Annotated in this window: 9 protein-coding genes; all 9 read right to left on the bottom strand. The window is 63.7% G+C overall.

All coding sequences use genetic code 11. The features are described from left to right. Positions 1–111: 111 nt before the first annotated feature. A complete protein-coding gene (locus VGB24_RS16045) occupies positions 112–864 on the bottom strand; it encodes a hypothetical protein (RefSeq protein ID WP_331073961.1) in 753 nt (250 codons plus the stop codon). Between the two features lie 274 nt (positions 865–1138). After that, a complete protein-coding gene (locus VGB24_RS16040) occupies positions 1139–1921 on the bottom strand; it encodes a hypothetical protein (protein ID WP_331073960.1) in 783 nt (260 codons plus the stop codon). 1659 nt (positions 1922–3580) lie between these two features. Further along, positions 3581–4954: a hypothetical protein gene (locus tag VGB24_RS16035; protein ID WP_331073959.1), complete on the bottom strand. Its 1374-nt coding sequence runs from the start codon at positions 4952–4954 to the stop codon at positions 3581–3583. A gap of 559 nt (positions 4955–5513) precedes the next feature. Next, the gene (locus VGB24_RS16030; protein ID WP_331073958.1) at positions 5514–7004 is read right to left on the bottom strand and encodes a DUF2357 domain-containing protein; all 1491 of its coding nucleotides are present in this window, start codon (positions 7002–7004) and stop codon (positions 5514–5516) included. A 76-nt stretch (positions 7005–7080) separates the two neighbouring features. Further along, complete coding sequence (locus VGB24_RS16025) at positions 7081–8895, bottom strand: AAA family ATPase (protein ID WP_331073957.1); 1815 nt, start codon at positions 8893–8895, stop codon at positions 7081–7083. After that, positions 8895–9680: a hypothetical protein gene (locus tag VGB24_RS16020; RefSeq protein WP_331073956.1), complete on the bottom strand. Its 786-nt coding sequence runs from the start codon at positions 9678–9680 to the stop codon at positions 8895–8897. Before VGB24_RS16020 ends, VGB24_RS16025 begins: the two co-directional genes overlap by 1 nt. 138 nt (positions 9681–9818) lie before the next feature. Next, complete coding sequence (locus VGB24_RS16015) at positions 9819–11573, bottom strand: hypothetical protein (RefSeq protein WP_331073955.1); 1755 nt, start codon at positions 11571–11573, stop codon at positions 9819–9821. Between the two features lie 142 nt (positions 11574–11715). After that, positions 11716–13713 (bottom strand): hypothetical protein, encoded by a 1998-nt coding sequence (locus tag VGB24_RS16010; protein ID WP_331073954.1) that lies wholly within the window; start codon positions 13711–13713, stop codon positions 11716–11718. An 8-nt stretch (positions 13714–13721) separates the two neighbouring features. Then, positions 13722–18167, bottom strand: coding sequence for an Eco57I restriction-modification methylase domain-containing protein (locus VGB24_RS16005; protein ID WP_331073953.1), 4446 nt, complete (start codon positions 18165–18167; stop codon positions 13722–13724). Positions 18168–18302: the final 135 nt, after the last annotated feature.

The following is an 18302-nucleotide window of genomic DNA, read 5'->3' as shown; positions in this document are numbered from 1 at the left end:
GTCGAACGCGCTCCACCGCATGCGCTACGGGGGGGCTTTGCCGACATCCTGGAGATCCGCGCGACCACCGTACCGCCGCAAGTGGGGACGGCCGGAAACGGCGGCCTTTCCTTACTGGCTGCGTTGCTGGCTCCGGAGGGTCTGGCGCGCCGTTGCTCCTTGCGGGCTGCTTAACATCACGCGGTCGAGTTCCTGAAGAGGGGCAAGGAATTCACGCAGAGACGTATTGCGGTCCAGTTGCAACTGAACGTTGAGTAGCCTGGACGCGGCCGCATTCCATTCTGCTATTTGCATAAGCGCGGAGGCCTCATCCAATTGCTTCTGGACGACCAGATGTACGGGGAGTCCAGCCTCCTCGACGCGGCCGAGCAACTCGAGCGCGCCTTCGGGGTTCGCGGGGCGAACTGTCCCAGCGGCGAAGTTTCTAAACGGATTGCTGAGGTTTCGACCCTCCGCAAGATGAGTGTGCCGAGCCACCTGTGAAGCTGGGAACGCCTCGGCTATGTTCGCCAGCAACGCGCGGCCTTCCGTCAGGTGGTCCCCCGACTGCCACACGAGGAATTTGCCCGCTTCGAAACTCGCGGAGTCGTTGCTGACCAGGCGTAGGCCGGCTCCGTCACCGGCGACAATCTGGATGGATGTGACGTTGGAGGTGAGCTCCTCCGCGCTATCGGCGTTCCAGTGCGCCTGCAGCCGATACGCGCCCGGCTGCCGAAACGTCCACCCGTCACCACCGAAAAAGACGGGAGTGATCACGGCAATCTCCCCACGCGGCGGAACCCTCGGCGCCTGCTCTGCAGTTTCGATCAGGCTTAGCGGTGTGAATGGCTTCCTGCTCCCGTCTGGTCCCGTGATGACGATCATGGTTTCCCCATACTCCGGTTCCAGGTGTGCCTTCGGATCAACCGCGCCAGACGTCAGGTTGCGAAGCCGGAGCCGTAAGTACACGGGCTCTCCCAAGGCGTATTGGGGCTTGTCCGAGTGCGCTTCAAGGCTGAGAGTCGATTGAACCGCGGGTTGAGCTGCCGCTTCTGGCTGCCACGCCAGTGCGCACGCCTGGAGTACGAATGACAGGCAAGTAACCAGTCGGTTACGGCACGGGATTCTGCGCATTGTCATCTCCCTTTCGATACTCGCGTTACATGCAGTTGACTGTCATCCCGCTATGCTGGCCATGCGCCGCATCGACCGAACTGAACGAACCGGCTCCGGGTCTGGAGCACTTCTGGGGTGTATGCTCCCGGAGGTGAGCCCGTTCGGCGGCGGAAAACTCGTACGTGTAGTCCTCACCCACGTGCTTCGTTTGCGTGATGATGCTGGAACGCCCGTCTCCATCCGGATGGTGCAGGTTGAAGGCATGCCCGATCTCGTGCGCCACCGAACGAAGATATCGGCCCCCGTCACCGCGGACTATTTTGTTACGGTAGAACATGGCGAATTGGGAGCGGTTACTGGTGTCCCACATCACACCGAGCACCCCAGGCTCTTTGCCCTTGGGACCCCAGTATAGGTGATCGACCACAACACCGTACACGTGGTACTCGGTACAGATGCCGACGCCAGGTGGGACGCATTCGACGGACACCGGTTGGACCGGAAGACTGCGATGGACACCCGCCAACGCGTCGAGTTCCGCGTCCGTGATGTACTCCTGTCTCAATCCGGCGGACCCGAGCAGTGTAGGCGCTAAGGGCGGGATCGTCGTTTGATCTTCGTCGACCACCAGCACCACCCCGGCTCCAGCCAGATAGATGCTTTGAAGGTCGTATCGCTTGCCCCCCCGGAATTGAGGGGTCGGGAAAGCGGTTCCCACCATCCGGTCGAACTCGAGCCGCACAATCCCCGCCGCGAGCGATGGGGCAAGCAGGTCCGAGGCCGGAACAGGTTCTGAGTCGGTAGTTCCGGCGTCGGTCTGCTCCACGGGCGGTGCCGGCCGGGGCTCAGGCTGCTGGCTCGCCAAGTGGGTGCTGGCCAGCAGGCCCGCGGTGACACAGAGCGGCCTAGCGATAAGCCGTATCAATTCAGTCCTCATCATTCTCACCTCATCTGGGGAAGATCAGGGCGGCGTTTCCGACGGATCTACGTTGTCCCTCCCCGAATTATACGAACCCTGCGCGCCGGCTTTACGCCAGCCGGAGTAGCGCAGGAAAACGCAGGCTCTTGATGGCGCCGCGGTTGGCCGCCGGCCAGTTCGGTTCCGTGTCGTTCTGAACGCCACCTCCGGTGCGCACAGAACTGTCATGGCCCTGAGCGCACCTCGACGGTCATGTTGGCGGATATCATCCCCCCACTCGCGCCCATTGTACGGGCTGTAATGATCACGGGGCCCTGATAGCTAGTGGTGCCGGGGGTGTAGCGGGTAGATACGGTTCCGAGGCCACTACTTGTGGTCGTGCCGCCAAACCAGCCCAGTGATGTTCCATCCGGGCGTGTAGCGGTGAACTCGACCACTGCGCCCCGTGTCACATGACCGACGGACCGAGTGAGCGTAGCCGTCAACATCAGCGGGCGTGCTGGATCCGGGAGTACCCGGAACGAGTCGGCCGACAGACTGATCTGGTCAGGAAGTGCTCGGACGAACCGAACAGTGTCGACGAGGGTCGTTGCGCCTGCGCTCGCCCGGACGAGAGCGACGCCCAGAGCCGTGTCGGCCTCAAGGAGCACAAGCGCGACTCCCGCCGGATCCGCAGGAACGGAGATCGCCGTGTCCGCTCGGGCAGTTGCCGCGAGAAGCACGCCGGCACTCGTTCCAAATCGAACCGTGCGGCTGGTTGACGTAGCGGAAAGCACGGCCCGAAGTGTGATCGTGCTCGCTCCGTCTGCCGGGACTTCCCTCGCCGACATGGTCAGCGCCTGTATCTGTGGCGGAGCGGGGTGGAACCGGATGGTGTCCTGAAGTACCGTCACCCCAGCACGAGCACGGACCACCGCCAACGCGGGGGTACTAGGAGCCTTAAGTACGGCCACGGCTTCGCCGCTGCCGCTTGCCGTTACGACGACGCTGTCGGTGCTACCATTGACGAAGGTACCTGCGCTCGAGTGGAAGGTGATCTGGCGTAACTGTGCCGTCGAAGTGGGAGGCGCTACCGCGCGCAGCGTTATCGTCGTTTCCCCGTCGGCGGGAACCGTTTGGGCGGAAAGGGTGAAAGACTGCAAGGTCGCGGGCGCGACCACGAACCGCACCGAATCCTGGAGAGTAGTCTCACCTGCCCTGGCGCTCACTAACGCGAGCGTCGGCGAACTGGAGGCTTTAAGCACCGCGACGGCTTTCCCATCGGGGTCGACAGGGACCGTAACATGCTGCGCCTGGCCAGAGAAGGTCCCCGCCGTTGTTGAAAAAGTCACCTGCCGAGGCTCGACGCGTGACCCGGGGGGTATCATGGCGCTTACGGTGGTAGTCGCCTCACCGTTAGCCGGGAGAGTTGTCGCACCCAAGGTTAAGGTCGCGACATCGGGGCCCGCCGGGGCGGTGCCGTTGTCGCAGGCCCCGATCGTGGTGATTGTTACCGCGATGGCGGCTGCTCTGAGAATATTCACAAACATATGTGTTATCCGGTGGGGGATGGACATCAACTCTCTGTCAGAACAGACGATATGTCACGGCGACCGCCGGCCGTACCATTACTCTCGTTTCTTTCGCCACTGCCTGGGTGCTGGAAACGCGGTCACCGAGTTCTAAGCCGCTGGCCAACCGCGTCTCTTCACCGATCAACCCCCCGACCGTGAAGATCGCCCGCTCACCGAACGCGTCCACTCCGCCCCCCAACAGAAATCCGACGCGCGGCTTTGTGAGGTCGTTTGTGCCGACCCCAAACACGAGATGGGGATTAATGGCGTGTGTGGCACCCATCAGTCGCGTATTGAAGGTGATCATCGGGAATACGTTCGCTTGCGATGACTTCGTCGCGACGACGACCAGGGCCGTCGTGTCACCCGGACTACCTGCGGGCGGGGCAATGCGCGTCGTCCTGGTACCAAAATCATTATTCCCCAGAGTTGATGCGCCAAGTCCAGCTGAGAACGACCAGCGCGCCCGCCCCCCGAAGTTCAACCGCTGCGAAGTGAAACCCCGATACGGCTCGGTCGTGTTCGCATTTCTCCTGGCGATCTGGACGGTTACATCCGTCGGCCTGTGGTAGCGTCGCAGCAGCCCTGTCACGTAGAAGCGAGATGAATCATTGGCGATGGCGGCCAGTGCTTCAGGCGTTCGGGCAAGCGAAGCGGCTCGCTCGCTGACGGTGGCGAAACTACTATTGAAGACAGTCGTGTCTGGAACGAATCTCGCCGCCACGATCGAGATCTCCTCCAGAATCTCGCATGACGGATCTTGAGTGGCCGCGGCAAGCGCGACTCGGTTGACGTTCGCAACATTTTTCGCGTACGCCGGGACGAGCGGTCGTAATTGATCTCTCCGAGCATTCAGCGCGCTTCTGAAGTTCTTCAAAGTATCAGCGGCTCGCGCGGCGGACGACATGACGTCTGAGGCCCGTGTTCTCGGATCCAGATAGATTCCTTTCTCGGCCGCCCATGCACGGTCCGCTGCACTCGACATTGCGTCGAGGTCCTGGAATCTGTTCTGGATGTCTCTGTGGTGCTGAGACAGCACGATGAGCATCGCCGCGATGTTTTGCCCGGCTACTCGGGCTCCAGCGCTACAAGCATCCGAGTCGTCTGCTGCGTCGTCCGCGTTCCCCGCCTTCCCACCTGTGACAGCATAGGTTAGTACGTCGCTCGTCACTTCTGGTGCGGTGACGCTCGGGAGAGTGATTTTCAGGACGCCGCTGAAAAAATCCCCGATCGATGCCTCAGCGACCGGCTGATTCTTGACCGAGATCTCATAGTCGTACACGAACGGATTGGTCTCCATGACCACGATCCGCACGTCGCTGTCCAGCCTATAATGGCGTGCGGTATCCGGTTCTAGGGTGAGTGCGTTGACTCGATAATGAAACACGGTTGCTTCTCCTGCTGGGACACCAGGCCCGGCAAGTCTTTGCTCCGGCTTCTTGGCTGTCGCGGCGGCACACCCTGCAAATCCAGAAGCACAGAGGGCGACTATCAGAGGACGCGCGTACATAAGGGGATCAATCCTGGTGAGAAGTGAGGAGAAGGTGCCTACGGGGGGTCCCTCTTGGGAAGAAGTACGTGATCACCCGACTGTTAGATGGTCTCAGGAATCCGTTTTCTCGCAGAGTAATCTGCTACTGATTCCGCAGCAAGGATTTTGGTCCCGATAGATTGGGCGGCACTGCCCTGATCGCCTGCTCCGCGTCACCCGCGCCCACAGGTGTTCACCCCAGTACCGCTACTTCAGATGCGAGAACTCCTGGTACAGCATCCGCGGGCGACCGACCCTTCAGGTACTGCACGACTTTCAAGAGTTCAGCCAGCAGCGGGCGGATGCCAATTTGTGTAAGGCCCCGTTCGACAAGCTTGATCGGGATTTTCCTTTTTCCATTTTTTCGCGACTTCAATTGGCGTTGACGCGCTGCCCGACTTCGGATGTCGTCTCGTCACCGTAGGGCTTCCCGGAGGACCTCCTGCAGCCGATCCACTAGAGGCAGGGCGGAGCCCGGGTATGCAGTGAGCGCCTCGACACCGTATGGAAAACGCTGCTCCGGACCTGGATAGAGGATAGCAGCATACCGGACAGCGTGCCGCCCGTCCCGGTCGCGGATGGCGTCGCGGTAGGCATGCATCTTGTCAATATCCACCTTCTTCGGCTTGCCGGCGCCACCTGCGGATTCAAGCAGCTCGCTATCCAGCTTGTACTTGGGATCGAAGAGGTAGACGGAGGCAGGGCCGTCCGGCGGCAGGACTTCGACGGCTAAGTCTGGCCGCTGCTCATAAGTGGTGCTCCATAGCCCCGCTTCCCCACCGTGCTTGCGGTACGTGCGCTCGGGGACGATGCGCACCTCGACCCCGGTAACGGGTTGCCGCAGGAGGACGGCAGGGCGGCCGTCGGGGAGAACGCGTAGAAACGCGGCACCGGGGGTGCGGCGGACCAAGCGCTCCTCGATCACTTGGTATCCCAGCTCTCCCGCCACCGCCAGCGCGGCATGGATGACCTGCAGCGTACCCCACAGTTGGTAGAGCGCGGGCGCGTTCTCCAGCGGCGCATCAAGCGCGGGGGCGTCCAGTCGCACGGCCACGCTCCGCTGGAACTCCAGCAAGCCCTCGAGTGCCGCGTGGTAGCCGGGGCGGCGCAGCAGCACCATGGTCACGCGCTGGGGCGCATGCTCGAGCGCCGCAACACTCTCGAGGAACGCTGCCTCTCTTCGCGCCGCGGCCATCCTGCGCGCCAGTGCGGCGACGGTGCTTCGCACTCCCACGGAGGATGCGCTTGCCGGGAGCCGCGCCAAGCGCCGCAACCGTTGCTGAACCTGCTCCACAAAGGTGCGGACCAGCCGGTTCTCGTAGACGTCGGTGGAGTGCTCCACCCGCGTGTCCAGCACCCGCTCCGGCCGCCGCTCCAGGTCCAGGTTCCCCGGCCGGGCCCACGCTTGCACCAGCCGGGCCGGGTGCGGGCGGCGAGCCTGCGCGCGGCGCACCCATAGCTCGCGCGTGTGTAGGACCACGTGCGGGTCATGAGCGATCTCGGCTAGGGCGTCGGACAAGCCGGCGCGATTGGCCGTGCCCTCCACGGCACGGCGCAGGCGGAGAAGCTCTTCAGCCACGGTGGAGAGCTCGGGCGGAAGGAGCTCCACCCCCGCCAGGCCGCCGGCGTGCTGAATGGCGACGGCGATGGCGGCGGGGAGGTGCAGCTCCAGATCTTCTAGCAGGCCGGCGAAGGATGCCGGCGACAGCTTTTCCGGGTGAATGGTGACCACGCGCCGGTGCTCGCCCGCTGGCGTACGGAGCGCGAGGGCGTAACTCCCCGTCCCGGAGCGCGGCCACTCGGCCAAGACGCGCACGGCGCCGCCCAGCCGCCGCAGCGATAGCGGCAGCGGCTGGGTGTTGCGGCGCAGTTCGGCGGTTTCCCACTCCGCGGCGGGCACGTTCACCTCGACCCAGTGCGGCTGCCACTCGCGCGGGGCGGCGCAGGGGAGCCCGGTAGCGTCCAGCAGCCGGATGGCCGGCTCAGAAGTAGGAGGCGAATCCATGCTGCCGGAACGAGTCGAGCATGCGACGCACCCGGGCGTGGGTCAGGGGATAGCGGCCGTCCGCCAGCGCCTCCAGCCGCTCCAGCGCGGCGCCCACGCGCAGGTCGGTGCCACGAATCTTGGGCAGCACCTTCTGGAGCAGCTGCTCGTCGAGCAGCTCGTCCGGCGAGGCGCTGGCCGCTTGGCCCGTGGCGACGTACTTCGCCACCTCGTCCGCCACACGGAAGGCGAACGGGGCCACCTCGCGCACGGCATCCCACACCTCCAGCAAGGCGGGACCGTGCCCGGCGCCCGCGAGGTGGGCCTCCATGGCCTCGCGCGAGGCCTCCAGCTCCACCAGTTGCGCGCGGTCGTACACCTTGTCGGCAAAGCCGTGGGTAGTCTCGTCGACGTTGACGGTGCCGATGAAGAGCAGGTTGGGCGGCAGGAGCACCTCATCGTCCGGCGCCAACTCGATAGCGGCGGTGCCGTCGCGGGCGCGCAGCTCCATAGCGGAGAGAAAGCGGGCGAAGTAGTACTCCACCCGGGCCAGGTTCATTTCGTCCAGCACCAAGTGAAACGGACGCGGCGCGCGCTCGCGCTCACTGGCGGCCAGGTACCCGGCGGCGGCGGCGCGCAGAAAGCGGCTGAACGGCGTGTCGTGGTACTGACCGTCCAGCGGGTTCACGTATCCCAGCAGGTCCTCGTTCGTCGTCCAGTTGGGCGCGACGGGCACAACCAGGTGCCGCGCGCCCACGGCGCGGGCGTACGCCTCTGCCAGCCAAGTCTTGCCCGTCCCGCTAACCCCGGCCAAGACCACGAATCCGCGGGTGCCCAACGCCAGGTGGTAACGGCGCAGCGTCCGCTCGTCGATGCGGATCCCCTGCCGCGCGACGGCAGCCACGATTTCGCCCCAAGCCGGCGCGGCGTAGGGCGGCTCGTCTTCGGGCGGTTCCACGACGGGCGGGACCTGGACGGGAGCCTCGTCGGGGCCGTCGCCATCCGCCTCCTGCTGAGGGTGCCACATCTCCCACCAAGGGGAGAGATAAAAGTCGACCTGCTGGCCAGGGTGCTTGCCTTCCAGCGCCCGGCGGATGAGCAGCAGGCGCCGATCGCGGGTGACGAGGTCGGTGCCAACTGGAACGTCCACGCCGGGCGCCTGAAGCTCGACGGCGAACGCATGGTCGACCCAGCGCTTGTGGGTACCCGAGGAGATCCGCTCGAATGTCTCCGGAAACAGCAGGTGGAGGAGCATGTGGCGGAACTGACGGTTCTGCGCGCCGGGAATTCCGTCCAGCCACCCCGCGAACCGCCACCCGTCAGCCAGCAGCTGCTCCTGCTCCTGCCGTTCTCGCCGGCGCCAGTCGCGCATCAGGACCACCAGGAAGGCTAGCTCGGCCCAACGCAGGTTGTTGAACGCCATGCCGCCGCTTCCCACGCCACGGGCCAGCGGCGCCTTGACCATCGGGTGCTCGCGCGGAAAGGGCTCACCCGACCACTCCCACACCACGGCGATCTGATTGACCTTGGTGTCGCGGCTGATGTTGTTGGGAAAGAGGAGAAGGAGCCAGAGCATCTCGGCAGCTAGCCGCTTAGCGCCGGGGCTGGCCGGGGCGAGCTGCGCCTGGAATTTTTCCAGGAAGGTGCCGGTGCCCGTGTCCAGGTTCTCCACGAAGTAGCGATTCATCTCGCCCAGGTGCTCCCGCGTCCAGAGCCGCTCTTCCGAGAACACGGAGCCTTCGCCTAGCATGCAGCGGTCACGCCAGTGCGCAGCGGCGGCCAGGAGCGCTTCGGTGCCAGGATCGATCGCCATCAGTCCTCCGCGGGCGTGGCGGTATCGCCCGCCAGTGTGGGTGACACCTCCGCGGGGGGCGAATACGCCCGATCGTCGCGCGTGGCGACCCAGAGGAAGCTGTGGACGTCGATCATGTCGCGCGGGCGCCAGGTCCAGGCTTCCAGTTGGCGACGCACGCCGCGGGCGAAGTCGATCACGGCCTGGTACTGCACGGCATCGAACGGGGCGTAACGCAGCAGCCAGTCACCCAGCAGTTCGCGCGCGGCCGCGCCGAACATGTCAGAGCGCACGGCGACGTCGTGGTCGGGATACAGCATCATCAAGAAAAGGGTGGGAAAGTTGCGGCTGAGCGCGTACGGGTTGCCGCCTTGGATCCGCTTCCATACGGGCCACATTACGCGGGAAAAGCGCCCCAGCCGCTCGGCGCCGGGCCCCTCGCCCAGCAGCAGGTCGCCGAACGCGGGGGCGAAGGCGACGCGCTCGCCGTCGTGCATCTTTCGCAAGAAATCGAAGTACCGCCAGCTGAGCAGGTTCTGCGGCGTGCTGGTGGTGTTCAGCCGTACTGTGAGCAGCCGGTGCGTGGCGGCGGCGACGGCCTGTGCACCCTCCGCACTGCCGGCCGTGGCGAACAGCGCGGGCGTGAGCGCCTCGCGGCAGCGCGCGGCGAACTCGTCCTTGTACGCCCGCTCGTCGGCCCAGTAGCGAGAGCCCTGGTCCTGGAAGTCTCCGAAGTCGCCCACGCGGGCCAGGAAGCGCTCCTTCATCGCGTCCAGGGCCGCCGGGTTCAAGGCGGGAATCGTCATCCGCGTCTCTCCGCATAGTACATAGCGTTCAGCTTGCCGCAGGGACCTCAGTTAGCTCTGCATTCTAAATCACGGTCCGTTCCGTAACTTGGCATCATCAGGGCACCGGAACCGCCCGTCCGCTGCTGCACTGGTGTGTCAGATGTGGTGACGAGCCGGCTGGCCAGGTGTGTCCAACGCCTGCTTCAGCAGCGCGCCAAAGCCGTTCTCCGCGCGACGGGCCTCTCGGTGCGAGCGGATATTGTCGGAACGCTTCGGCGGCGACGATGGAATTGCGGGGCGATGCCGAGCCGCGGCGGGCACTCGCTTCTCCGCGGAATAGAGGCCCTCACGCAAGGCAGGTCCGCCGGGGAGAAGGAGAAAGTTGGCCGTCTTGTTGTGCACCTTGCGCAGGCGCTTTACCGCGTCGCGCGCTTCGGTTACAAAGATCTTCACGCGTGCCGATTTCTCCAGCACAACATCGCGCAATCCGCTCCAGCGTTCCTCGTCACGCTCCCGGTCCAGGCGCGGGTACAGGCCGTCAAGTTCCTGCTCCAGGTGCTGGATCTGTACCACCCTTCGCTCGACTACGTCCAGCAATCCACTCACCACCCTCTCGGGCCTGCCAATAGTTAGCTGAATCGGCGGCTCCGGCTTGGCTACTTGCACAGGCCTGCGCTGCTTGGCTGGGCGGGTGCGCGAGGACTGTGGGGCGGACTCTTCAGGGCCGGACCGCTTCACCACCCTCTGTGGAGGGTAGCTCCGCACGCCCTCATAGCTCCCTGGCCGGGCCTTGCGGAACGGGCTGCGGTCCTTCTCATCGAGCTCGTCCAGCCGAATGCCATCGTGACTGGCAGAGCGAATGATCCGAAACGTGTAGAGCAGCCGCGTATCGTCGTACAACCGGATCTCGTCCTGGCCCAGCGCAAATCGGCCGCTTGTCCGTCCGTACTCCGTGCGCCACCTGAGGTCGTTGGACAACGTGAACTTCAGCGGCGCGCCCGAGCCGCCTTTGCAATCCAGGCTATAGCTGCCGACCAGCTCCGGCGGCACGGGCGTGACGCCAGATTCGTCCAGCAGCTTCTGGATCTTCCTGCGGCCCCTGAAATCGGCGGGGCTCATGCTCACCCGCTCCGTACCACACGCAGCGCACTCGAATCCGTTCTCCGGGTGGAGTCCCCACCCGGTATCCTGCACGATCGTATGCTGGCACCACGTGCAGGCGGGGGCATCCGGCAGGGTCCAGCCTTCAATGGTCGTGTCCTTGGCCTGCGCCCTTCCACGAACTGTGATCGAGCGGGCGAGCAGGTGCCACTTGCGCTCGCGGCGCAGCCACTGTGCATCCACCGAACAGATCTGGTGCGGGCGAAGAAGCGCGGTCACACGCGCGGGAAATACCACCCGATACAATGCGCTCGCCACCTCGATTTCGACCCAGTGCAGTTCCGCGCCTGTCCTGGCGCGGCCAGCCAGCAACGGGTCCGTCGGCACTGTCCGCACGATGAATCCATGCAGCGGAGGCAGCTCGTGGCCCGGCAGCGGAGCGAGCACCGGGGTTGCCCGGGTACGGTACGTGAGCCCGTCGAACCCCATCGCGCGAAGCTCCCTCTCGTAGCCGCTGATGGCGCGTGCACGCTGCTGCTCTTGGTGCTTCGTCCAGCAACCGTGGACCGGCCAAGGCCAACCGAGTGCATCGAAGAGCGCGCAACCGCCGTTCTCGTCGCGGTGGAAGTAGACCGACTTCTGACACCACCAACACTTCGTCGGATGCGTGAGGCGCGAGCGAAGCGTGCTGATGCTCCAACCGCTGCCACGAATCTTTGCGACTACCTGCGTACGAGGCGTTCCGCCGCCGCCGGTGTCGCCACCGAAACCGCACTTGCAGGTACGAGAATGGCCGTATGCGTTGCACATACTCAGAAGGAGTTACGAGGAAAGTTAGATCAGGTGAACGCCGTCCATTTAGATGCTTGGGCATCTCGCCGCACGCCGGAGCACGAGCCGATGTAGGATGCCCCACCAGCACGGGCGATCAAGTGTCGTAGGTTGCTGTCGATCAGAGATTCATCCCTAGTAACCGTTCTTCCGCGGGAACGCCAGCTAGTTTCAGTCGGAGCCACGGATCGTGCAGGAACTGTTCGGGCGGTCGCGTGGTGGTGGTGAGGATGTACTGGAAACTGGCCTCACCACTGAAGCACTCCTCCAGTCGGCGAGCATAGAGAAACAGGCGTTCGTACACACCCACCGCCATGTCGGCTTCGCGGGGGCCGTCGTGTATCAGGAAGCGCGGGAAGTAACCCCGGCCCTGAATGCTATCCGTCATGGCTGCGAGATCGAACGCGAGCAGCTTCACCGTTTCCAGGGCAGCGCTCTCTCGTTCGCCTTGATGATCCACCACCAAGTTGAGGCTGCGGCCGGAAGTATCGACCCGACCCGTCACTTCATCTCCAATGATGGCGCGCACCACGTAGTCGAAAGTTGCGGAGAAGCGTCCAAGCGCCTCACGGCCTTCCTGGCGAAGCAAGTCCTGCCGCTTGTAAGACTCCTCGACCTCGGTGCCGAGACGAACCAGAGCCTCTGCAAGCTCTGTGGCCTTTTGTGATGCCTCTTCCGCGTTGGTGGCGAGCCGTTCCCCCTCGCGGAGTTGTGCTTGCTCCTCAAGAAGCCGCGCGCGTTGGTCTTCAAAGGCGGTCGTTGCCTTGAGATAGGCCCGGCGTGCATCCGCAGTTGCTGCCTCCGTCACTGTCAGACCTGTACGCTTCTGCTGGATCTCGGCTTCCAAAGCGGTCGCGATCTGCCGCTGAATTTGGAGATCCTCGGCAGCAGTGCGCTCCACACGCCGCTCCGAAAGGTCAATCAGGCGCTCGGGCACAAGTGGACACCCGCGCTCACGGGCCAGCGCGAGAGGAACGTTGCAGAAGTCTCTCGTCGACGGAGGCAGAGAGGCTAACAGGTTTGTTCGTGCTTCTCCCCTTGACACGCTGTCGAGCTGTTCGATCGCAGCGTTCTGGATTTCCAGCCGACTCTGCGCGTCCTCGACATCGCGGCGCGCTACCGCTTCGCTAGCTACCTTCTGCTCGAGGTGCATTCGTAGGGACTCTCGGACATCGGACGTCCGCAATCCGTTCTCCTTCTCGGCCCACTCGGCCCTGCGTCGATCGAGTTCGACTCGCGCTTCCGAACCGAAGAGCTCGGAAGATGGTGGCGCGACTTTGATTCCGAGCAGTTTTTGCACGCGCTCGTGATCGACCGTCGCTTGATACCGAAGGCGAGGTTCCCATTGCGCAGACTCCTTCCGCTCGGCGACCAGCCGCACGTTCCGCTGCTGCTCCTCGCGCTCCGCGTCCGTGATGACGCCGAGTACGGACCGAACCAGGAATTGCCGCTCGTCGACGTTCAGCGCCGGTGCATCAGAGCTGCTCGAGCTATGCCGCCACTCAAGAAGGTCGGCGAATCGCGCCTCCTGGTCACGGCTCAGCCACGGCAGGATGTGCTCCCATTGTACAGCCTCGTCACGCGTGGGGAAGCGTGACGCCGGAAGCATGGTCGTGGTTGCTGATGCAATCGCATCCAGAAACATCCTGTACTCGGAGCGATGACCGCCTTCAACCGCCTGATCAACGGTCCCACCATCTACGCAGAACGGATGCGCGCCAACACCGAATGGGCGCGCGACCGCCCACGGGCGGCCCTCTACGATCACTTCGGCGACAAGCCAGCCCATCGGCAACTTGTCACGCACTCTGCGCCGGGTGGTTTCGGAGGCAAAACTTCGCTCACCCAGTGCATATCGTACCAGTCGGCAGAACGTCGTTTTTCCAGCGGTATGTCCGGCGACGCCGCTTTGGAACAGCGCGTTTTCTGCTGCCGATTCGGGAGGCGCCCAGATGATGTTCAATCCGCGGCGAAGCACAACGTCGCGGACGATGTTCTCTACGCCAGGACGGAGTTCTTTCAACACGCGCACGCGCCTGATCCATACCGCGGGCTCGTGACGCTCCGGATGAGGCTCGATCTGGTCGGGGGGATCAATGCCAAGTAATCGAAGTTGCATCAAGTTCCTCAGGCTGAAAGAAGGTTTCGATCCTCGCCAGAGATCCCGGCGTCCACGTCTCCAGCCCGTTCTGACGCCACCGTTGCGAGCACGCCTAGAACAAGCCGCGCCTCAAAGCGGAACCACGCGTCAATCGCGCTCTCGTCTGGTGTCAATCCGGTCGTGTTCACCACGACATGTGATGTATCGTCGATGGTCCGCTTCAAGACCTCTCGACTAACGAGTTCGTCCAACGCCGCCACCAGCGTACCAGGGGCGATGCCCCGCTGGGCTACCCGGTCCGACCAATTCGCTGCCTTGATCGCTAGTTCGGCAGGAGTCACCGCCACCAGCAGAGCTGGCTTGCTCCACAACGCGAATGCGCGTGCTAGTTCCTGCTGCCTCAGGGCTCCCCCGGATGCATGAAGCAGCGCCAAGACAACAATGAGCGCGTCCGTCGGCTCCGGATTGATGAATGAGGGCATTTCCGGGACAAACGGCACCTCATAGCGAGGCCGAACGGCCCCTGCAGGTCTGGTCGCCTCTGGATGCGCCACACGCGGGTCCGCAGGCCCCGGGTCCAGTCGGGTGCGGTACTCCGTGCCCGTACGCGCAGCCTCCGCCATCTCGTCGTAGATCTCCAGGATCACGCGTTTGGTACGGTACTCGCCGTGCGCCGCCTCGTCCTTGCGGCGGACGATGGGGAACGTGTCCATGACGTAGCCCACGTCGTCGCGCTCGATGCAGTACAGGTGAAAGAACGCGGCATCAAGCTCGCAGCGCAGCAGAAAGCGGCGCTCGTCGTCCCAGCGGAACGGCGGGCCGTCATAGCCGCAATCTCGAGCGAAGAACTCAATGTCCCAAGCTGTATAAACCAGTTCTAAAACTCTCGGTATCATCCAATTAGAAATAGTTACATCAGTATTCCAAGATGCATTTACCTGGTAACTCGCCGGACGCAATGCCGGAATCTGCTGCATCGTACCGAAGGTCATATTCACTCCGCCAAGTTTCTGTCTCACAGCATAATCTGTCACGAACGATGAAAGGCAGCCTAATAAGCAGGGGATTAGCGGAATCACTTCAGATGCAAAGAGAACGACAGGGCAGCTATTGCCAAACGCTGCTCGCGGAGCGATGGAAGCGATGAGAGTTCGTTCGTTAGTCGCATTCGACACCCAACGGTATGCCAAGAACCACCGTCGATCCCATCGCAAGTTCACAGCCGTTGCTACCGCGGGGGCGGGAACCCAGTATCTTGGCCATACAGAATATGCAGGATCAATTCGGCGGTGCAGCGGGACATCAGGTAGAGACGTACTTTGGGAATCCTCCATTTTATCTTGGTAATCACCAAACCGGTGGTCAAAATGGTGGAACATCTTTGCCTCATAAAGCGGAACGAGCTCTTCATTGCTGCGGATGTAAGTCACTCCACGCGGAGTCCATCCATCTGCGTCGATCGTTTCTTTGGTTCTGAATATAGCGGAATCATTGGTCATATCGAACATTCGCGAAAGAATGATCTGCCAAGAATTTTGACGATCATCACCACCGTTGATCAGCACCGGTATTCGCCTATAGAGTGCGATAGTGATATCCGCATCGCGCCGACTCCGGAAGATAGGACATGTGTGGGAAACTGGATTGAGGAGAGCGATGTCTTCTGCCGATAACGTGAAACGTCTCCCTGCATCGAGAAGTTCATCAGAATTACGGATAAAGAAGGCAAATTCGGCACCCTTCTTTGTAGGCGATTTACGACCTGCAATTGTTAACAAGCAAAACTTGAAACGCGCGTGGCCGATATCAGCAAAGAGCCCCGGTCCGCTCTGGAAATCGTAGAGGCTGTGAAGGGTAGCTGTTTGCATCAGTGTTTGAAAGAAGAACTTCGTCGTGTCGTCCGTTGCGATGCCTGATGGTACGATGCACCCAATCCGCCCGTGATCTCCAATGAGCTGGAGATTGATCTCCGCAAAAAGGGCATAGGTGTTGACGTCACCACGACCGCACAGAGGGAATCGCTCAGAATTGCGCACGACGTGACTTTCACCCTCTGCTTGCCGCCGGTCTTCCAAAAACGCAGAGTAAAGCGTAGGATGCCCAGCCTCGAGTGCTTTGATCATTCTTTTTCGCGTGGCCGAGGTCGGCGCACTTGCCACTTCAGGAACACGAGCGGCGAACCACTCTTTCTCCTGCAGCTTAAGTCTCTCCCAAGGCGGGTTGCCCAGCACCACGTCGAACCCGCCCTCCCACCCGATCGGGTCGTTCCCCTTCACCTCGGGCCGCTCCGACACGCGGAATACGTCGGGGAAGGCCAAGTGCCAGTGAAAGAACTGGTACTGCTCGCGCAGGCGGTCGATCTCGTCGCGCATCCACCCCGGCAGGTGGTCGGGGTTGCGCTCGATGCGGCGAAAGACCTCCTCCGTGATGGCGTACGGGAAATCCTTTGTCTTCCTCCACACGAACGCCGCACACCATGCATCCGCCAGCCGCCGAAAGCGCCCGTAGCCACCGGAGCGCACCAACTCGGCGTACGCCGCCTGCTTGCGCTGCACTTCGTCGAAGGTGTCATCGGGAAGCGCGTCCACCGTGCGCATAGCCTCGGAAAGCTCGTTGGCCACCCCCCCGCCCAGTTCCACGAAGAACCCCATCTGCTCCGACAGCCGCTCGCGCTTGTTCTGCTTCTTGAACTCGGTGCAAAGCTTGCGGTCGTCTCCCTCGATGGGCGTGAACGCCTCGTCGGGAATGCCGCCGCGCAGCAGCGCCGGCGTGGTGCCCAGCAGCGAGTTGCCCACCTGGATGCGGTGGTCCAGGAATGAGAGCGGACGGCCGGGCTCTAGCGCCTCCATCCACAGGCTCACCTTGCACAACTCCACCGCCATGGGGTTCAGGTCCACCCCGTACACGCAGTGGCCGATCACGTCGCGCAGCGCGTGGCGCTGCACCTCCAGGCTGGGCTCCTCCTCGGGCGAGCGCGCGGCCGCCAGCCGCTGTGCGATGCGGTGCGCCGCCGAGATCAGAAAGTGCCCTGAGCCGCACGCGGGGTCGCACACCCTGAGGGCCAGTATGGCCGCCGCCGGGTCCGCTGAGCGCGCCGCCTGGTCCAGCACGGGATCCAGCGCCGAGTCCAGCAGTGCCTGGATGAGCGACTCCGGCGTGTAGTAGCTGCCCGTCGTCTTACGCTCGCTGCCACTCACCGTCCGCAGCACGAACGTCCCCGCGTCCACGTTGAGTTCGGGGTGAAGCTCCAGCAGCGACTCGTAGACGCTTCCCAGCTCACGCGAGCCCAAGTTGCGAAAGTCCACCGGGCGCAGCCGGTGCCGGTCGGTGGTAAACGCCAGCGCCCGCAGCGCGTCCAGCAGGTGCCGGTTGTCGATAGCCAGCCCCTCCAGCGCCGCCGCCGCCTCCAGCGAAAAGAGAAAGGAGCCCAGCGCCGGCAGCCCCAACTCCGGACACCCACCCTTTTCGCCCAGCTGACGCATCACCAGCCACAGTCCCTGCACCAAGTCCCCGTGACGCGTACCCGTGCGCCGCTGCGCCAGCCGCCGCAGCCGGGCCGTAGAGTACCAGCGCGTGTAGCGCTCCCGCGCCTCCGTCGGCGCCGCCGGATCCAGCAGCAGCCCGCGGTCTTCGGCCACGAACAGAAAGAGCATGCGGTAGACGACCCGCAGCAGCTGCCGGTAGTACTCCTGCCGGTCCAGCTCACCGGTGCGCAGCCGGTCACGCAACACCGCGTTCTCGCGGTGCGCCAGGAACCCCGTGCCCAAGGCGTTGATCGCGTGCTCCACCCCCAAGCGTAGGTCTTCCATCACGCGCGTCCCCTGCTCCTGCGCCGCACGCGCCCAGCGCTCCAGCCAGCACTCCTCCGGGCGCGCCGCCTCCACCCGCGACTGGTGGCACAGCAGCCAGAGGAGGACGAAGTCCGGGTAGACCTCGCCCTCCATCATCGCCTCCAGGTCCCACTCCACGTAGGCCGGCCGCGCCAAGCTCACGCTGTCGCGGAGGATTCGCAGCCGGTGGCCATTCGAAAGAAAGCCCCACAGGTGCGCGTCCGAGCGGTTCAGCACCTCCTGAACCAGCCCATGGGGCGACGTGCGCGCCGCCCCCGCCACGCCCGCGGTCCGCCGGTCCAGCTCCACGCGAAACCCAAGGAGGTGGATGGGCGCATGCTCCCACGCGTGGGAAACGGGGTACGACACGCCGTCCACCTCCACCGTCCCCCGCCCTACCAAGCGGCCATATCCCAGCTCCTGCAATAGGGGCAGCAGCCACTTCTCGCGCGTTACCGACGTTCCCGCCTCCGACTCAGAAAGCTTATCCGCGGCCGAGCGGAAGGCGCGCCACGCCCCCAGCAGCCGCTGCCAGGAACGCGAGACCGCCTCCCCCACCTTTTCGCCCGACAGGTGGTAGGCCTCCGGCGAGAGTCCCCCCAGCCGCGCGTCGCCCTCGGCCACGCGCTGCAGCAGGTCCACGGGAAGCAGCCCGCCCTCAGTGCGGACGGTGGTGAACGGGTTGGAACCGCGAGAACGCATCGGGACGGTATAGCGGAGCGAGGAAAAGATGAAGCCGGATCAACTGATTCAGCAGCCGATTACGGTGATGTGTAC

The organism is Longimicrobium sp., assembly GCF_036399935.1.
Taxonomy (GTDB): domain Bacteria; phylum Gemmatimonadota; class Gemmatimonadetes; order Longimicrobiales; family Longimicrobiaceae; genus Longimicrobium.
This window is presented reverse-complemented; position numbering and strand designations above follow the sequence as displayed.